We start from the raw sequence: 3,776 nt of genomic DNA, 5'->3' as shown, positions 1-3,776 counted from the left end.
AAAATACAGACTATCAAATGTGGGGTTAATTACTTTTAGTTTGGTTTATTGTTCTACCAAAATGACCGATACGTCGTCTGCATGAAAATCAGCAGTCAGTTCGTTTGACTCCACATAAAGTAAAGCCGCACTTTCCTCGGTTGTTATTGAATGGGTATAAGTCCCCGAAAGCTTTACCCAATCGCCTGCAACTACGTTTGTAACAGTGGTTAGCTCGAGGTATTCAGTGCTCGCATGCTCAATTTGCAGTGTAAGTTTAATTCCTGGCGATACCGCTGTGTTATCGTCAGATAACTTAACCCACGCAGATACATTATAGGTTTCGCCCGCTGTGAGCTTGGGTTGTTTCAAGTGAAATAGTAGCACTGCCTCGTGATTGCCATGAATCAAGACCGGCTTCAAAGTCACCATTAGTTAGCAGCTCTGCGTGTTGTTAAAAGTACGACCGGTGTTGAAAACCTTTATTTAGATCAGTTAGGTGCGTTTGGTAACGTTGACCGCTACCCTGCTAGACGTATTATAACCATTGTTTACTATTCGCTCGTACGCTTTGAAGAAACCAATCTTGTGAGCGGCGACAATGCTTTAGAATGTGAATGGTTTGATGTAAATAACGTTCTCCCTTTAATGTTTGACCACGCCGACATTTTAAAAAGTGGCTTAGATTACTTACGCTATAAAGTAAGGCACGAGCCGATTGGTTTTAGCCTGCTCCCTGAAAAGTTTACCTTGCTTGAGCTACAAGGAATTTACGAGTCGATTTTAAATAAATCACTCGATAAGCCTAACTTTAGACGTAAGTTCCAAAAAATGAACTTACTAATAAACTGCAAAGAAAAACAAACCAACGTAGCTCACCGAGCTGCTACTTTGTACCGTTTTGATATAAACGTATACGAAAAACTAAGAGAGTTTGGTTTTACATTTGAGTTTTAAATAAGCAAATGCATAATTAAATTAATGTTTGGTCTTTAAGGCCAAATAACATATTGCTAATATATATGTGATGTTTATAATTCGTCCGCATTATTAATATAAACTAATCAAAAGGAGCTTTTTTCTTGAAACTTACGCCGCCCTAGGCAACCACTCCCCCTTTTTCATCAGCACGTTACGTGCAACCTTAATCGCCGCCTGCGCGAGAATCACTGTTATTTAAATAAAATACTCCCCTATACTTTGGGAAACTAACTAATTAGGTTTATTACATGTTTGATCACGTAAAAAGAGATTGGCTCTCTAATGTTCGTGGCGATGTGCTTGCTGGTATTGTTGTGGCGCTTGCCCTAATACCTGAAGCGATTGCCTTTTCTATTATTGCCGGTGTTGATCCAAAAGTAGGTTTATACGCCTCATTTTGTATTGCGATTATTATTGCCTTTGTAGGCGGACGTCCTGGCATGATATCGGCGGCTACCGGTGCAATGGCACTGTTAATGGTAACGCTGGTTAAAGACCATGGTTTGGAATACTTACTGGTTGCCACCTTACTTACTGGTGTACTACAAATATTTGCAGGCTTTTTAAAGCTCGGTGAATTAATGCGCTTTGTATCGCGCTCTGTTGTAACAGGGTTTGTAAATGCGCTGGCGATTTTAATATTTATGGCGCAGTTACCTGAGCTGACTAATGTTACTTGGCATGTTTATGCGATGACCGCAGCGGGCTTAGGTATTATTTACTTATTTCCGTATATTCCAACTATTGGCAAAATACTTCCCTCTCCTTTAGTGTGTATTGTTGTTATTACACTGGTTTCAATATTTTTGGGTCTTGATATAAGAACCGTTGGCGACATGGGCGAACTACCAGACACTCTACCTATATTTTTATGGCCCGATGTCCCCCTAACACTCGAAACACTGCAAATTGTTTTACCGTATTCAATTGGTCTTGCTGTTGTGGGCTTACTTGAGTCAATGATGACCGCCACTATTGTTGATGACTTAACTGATACAACGAGCGATCGTAATAAAGAATGTAAGGGCCAAGGTATTGCTAATATTGGCGCAGGCTTATTTGGTGGTATGGCGGGTTGCGCTATGATTGGGCAATCAATTATTAATGTTAAATCGGGTGGTCGCGGCAGGCTTTCTACCTTTATTGCAGGCTCATTTTTAATCATCATGGTTGTGTTTTTAGATAAATGGCTGCAGTTAATTCCTATGGCAGCCTTAGTTGCGGTAATGATTATGGTATCGATTGGTACGTTTTCGTGGACATCTGTTAAGGATTTAAAAAAGAACCCGCTTTCATCAAATGTAGTGATGATTTCCACCGTTATTGTGGTTGTTGCCACGCATAACCTAGCCATTGGCGTTTTAGTTGGTGTGTTGTTAGCTACGTTGTTTTTTGCCAATAAAATTGGTCGCTTTATGGTGGTTAAAACCAAGCATGATGAAAGCAACGATAAAATAACCTATGAAGTCGTTGGCCAAGTATTTTTTGCCTCAGCTGAGCAATTTATTGCATCGTTCGATTTTAAAAATGCGGTTTCTAACGTGGTAATTGATTTAACCCATGCACATTTTTGGGATATAACTGGTGTATCGTCACTCGACAAGGTGGTTATTAAATTTAGGCGTGAAGGCGCAACGGTTAGTATTATTGGTATGAATAGCGCAACCGAAACTGTAATTGATAAATTTGGTGTGCATAACAACCCTGAAGAAGTCGAAAAACTACTTGGCGGACATTAAGGAGAATGCAATGACTAAAATAATTACCTATGTAGATGGCTCAGCCATTACTAAAAATGTAACCGATGCTGCTATTTGGGCTTCAAAAAAGCTAAATAAACCAATTAGCTTTGTGCATACAATTGAAAAAACGCAGCAAACTAATATCGGCGACTACTCTGGTAGTATTGGGCTTGGTGCACAGTCAACACTTCTTGATGAAATGACTAAGCTTGACGAACAACGCTGCAAAGTAAGTTTAAAAATGGCTGACGAATTATTAAATTCAGTAAGTGAGCATGCTAAATCGGCAGGTGTTACTAATTTTGAACTAATTAAGCGCCACGGTGATTTGCTCGATACCGTTATAGACTTAAAAGACGATACACGCCTTATTGTTATTGGCCAAAATGGTGCTGGACATAGTAATAGCTTCGCGGTGCTGGGCTCACATATAGAAACCTTAGTGCGCAATGCAACACAACCTATTTTGCTTATTCCTGAAACATTTAAACAACCTAAATCATTTATGATTGCGTACGACGGCCGCGAAACAGCCGACAAAGCGCTACAACAAGTGATTGATGGCGGCTTGTTACATGGTTTGCTTTGTCATTTAGTGAGTATTAAAAATAACGAAAAAGACCTTGAAGAAAAATTTGTTAACGCACAGCACAAGCTTATCAGTATGGACTTTGAAGTGTCGGCAAGCTTTTTAGAGGGCAATATTTTTGACTCGTTAATGCAATATAAAGAACAAAATAATGTAGAACTAATTGTAATGGGTGCATTTGGGCACTCTAAACTAAGGCAGTTTTTTGTGGGCAGTAACACCATTAAAATGCTCGAGAACAGCGATGTGCCTGTGGTTATTTTAAAATAAATTTAATAACCTGCACTAAAAAGCCTAAAATCACTTAACTGATTTTAGGCTTTTTTGTTTTTGGCTTAGCTTCAAACTTTTCAAATAAAAACTGAATAAACGACGTAACCTTTTGAGCCACAAACTTTCTATGCTGCTCTGGCATAAATGAGCGCACGCCACGTTTGCTAAATGTTGCCATTATTTTTCGTTTACCGAGTTTGTCTTGTATTGCC

At 39.2% G+C, this 3,776-nt stretch carries 4 protein-coding genes and 1 pseudogene; 3 read left to right on the top strand and 2 right to left on the bottom strand.

All coding sequences use genetic code 11. From position 1 onward, the window contains the following. Positions 1-45: 45 nt before the first annotated feature. Positions 46-351: a carbohydrate binding domain-containing protein gene (locus H5072_RS14140; protein WP_259395955.1), complete on the bottom strand. Its 306-nt coding sequence runs from the start codon at positions 349-351 to the stop codon at positions 46-48. 216 nt (positions 352-567) lie between these two features. Here H5072_RS14140 and H5072_RS21235 point away from each other — a divergent pair, with 216 nt between their 5' ends. The 3 genes from H5072_RS21235 (at position 568) to H5072_RS14125 (ending at position 3,561) form a co-directional block, all read left to right on the top strand. After that, complete coding sequence (locus H5072_RS21235; protein WP_310735799.1) at positions 568-936, top strand: NrtR DNA-binding winged helix domain-containing protein; 369 nt, start codon at positions 568-570, stop codon at positions 934-936. 272 nt (positions 937-1,208) lie between these two features. Next, on the top strand, positions 1,209-2,699 hold the full coding sequence (locus H5072_RS14130; RefSeq protein WP_182693881.1) for a SulP family inorganic anion transporter: 1,491 nt from the start codon (positions 1,209-1,211) through the stop codon (positions 2,697-2,699). 10 nt (positions 2,700-2,709) lie between these two features. After that, positions 2,710-3,561 carry a universal stress protein gene (locus H5072_RS14125; RefSeq protein WP_182693880.1) on the top strand — a complete coding sequence of 284 codons (852 nt, stop codon included), beginning with the start codon at positions 2,710-2,712 and terminating at the stop codon, positions 3,559-3,561. Positions 3,562-3,595: 34 nt separating this feature from the next. Here H5072_RS14125 and H5072_RS21230 read toward each other — a convergent pair. Beyond that, positions 3,596-3,776 (bottom strand): annotated as a pseudogene (locus tag H5072_RS21230) (hypothetical protein); the annotation flags it as partial.

It is taken from the genome of Pseudoalteromonas sp. SR45-5 (assembly GCF_014163565.1).
In the GTDB taxonomy this organism is placed as follows: domain Bacteria; phylum Pseudomonadota; class Gammaproteobacteria; order Enterobacterales; family Alteromonadaceae; genus Pseudoalteromonas; species Pseudoalteromonas distincta.
Note: the sequence above shows the minus strand (reverse complement) of the source record. Positions and strands in the feature narration are given on the sequence as shown.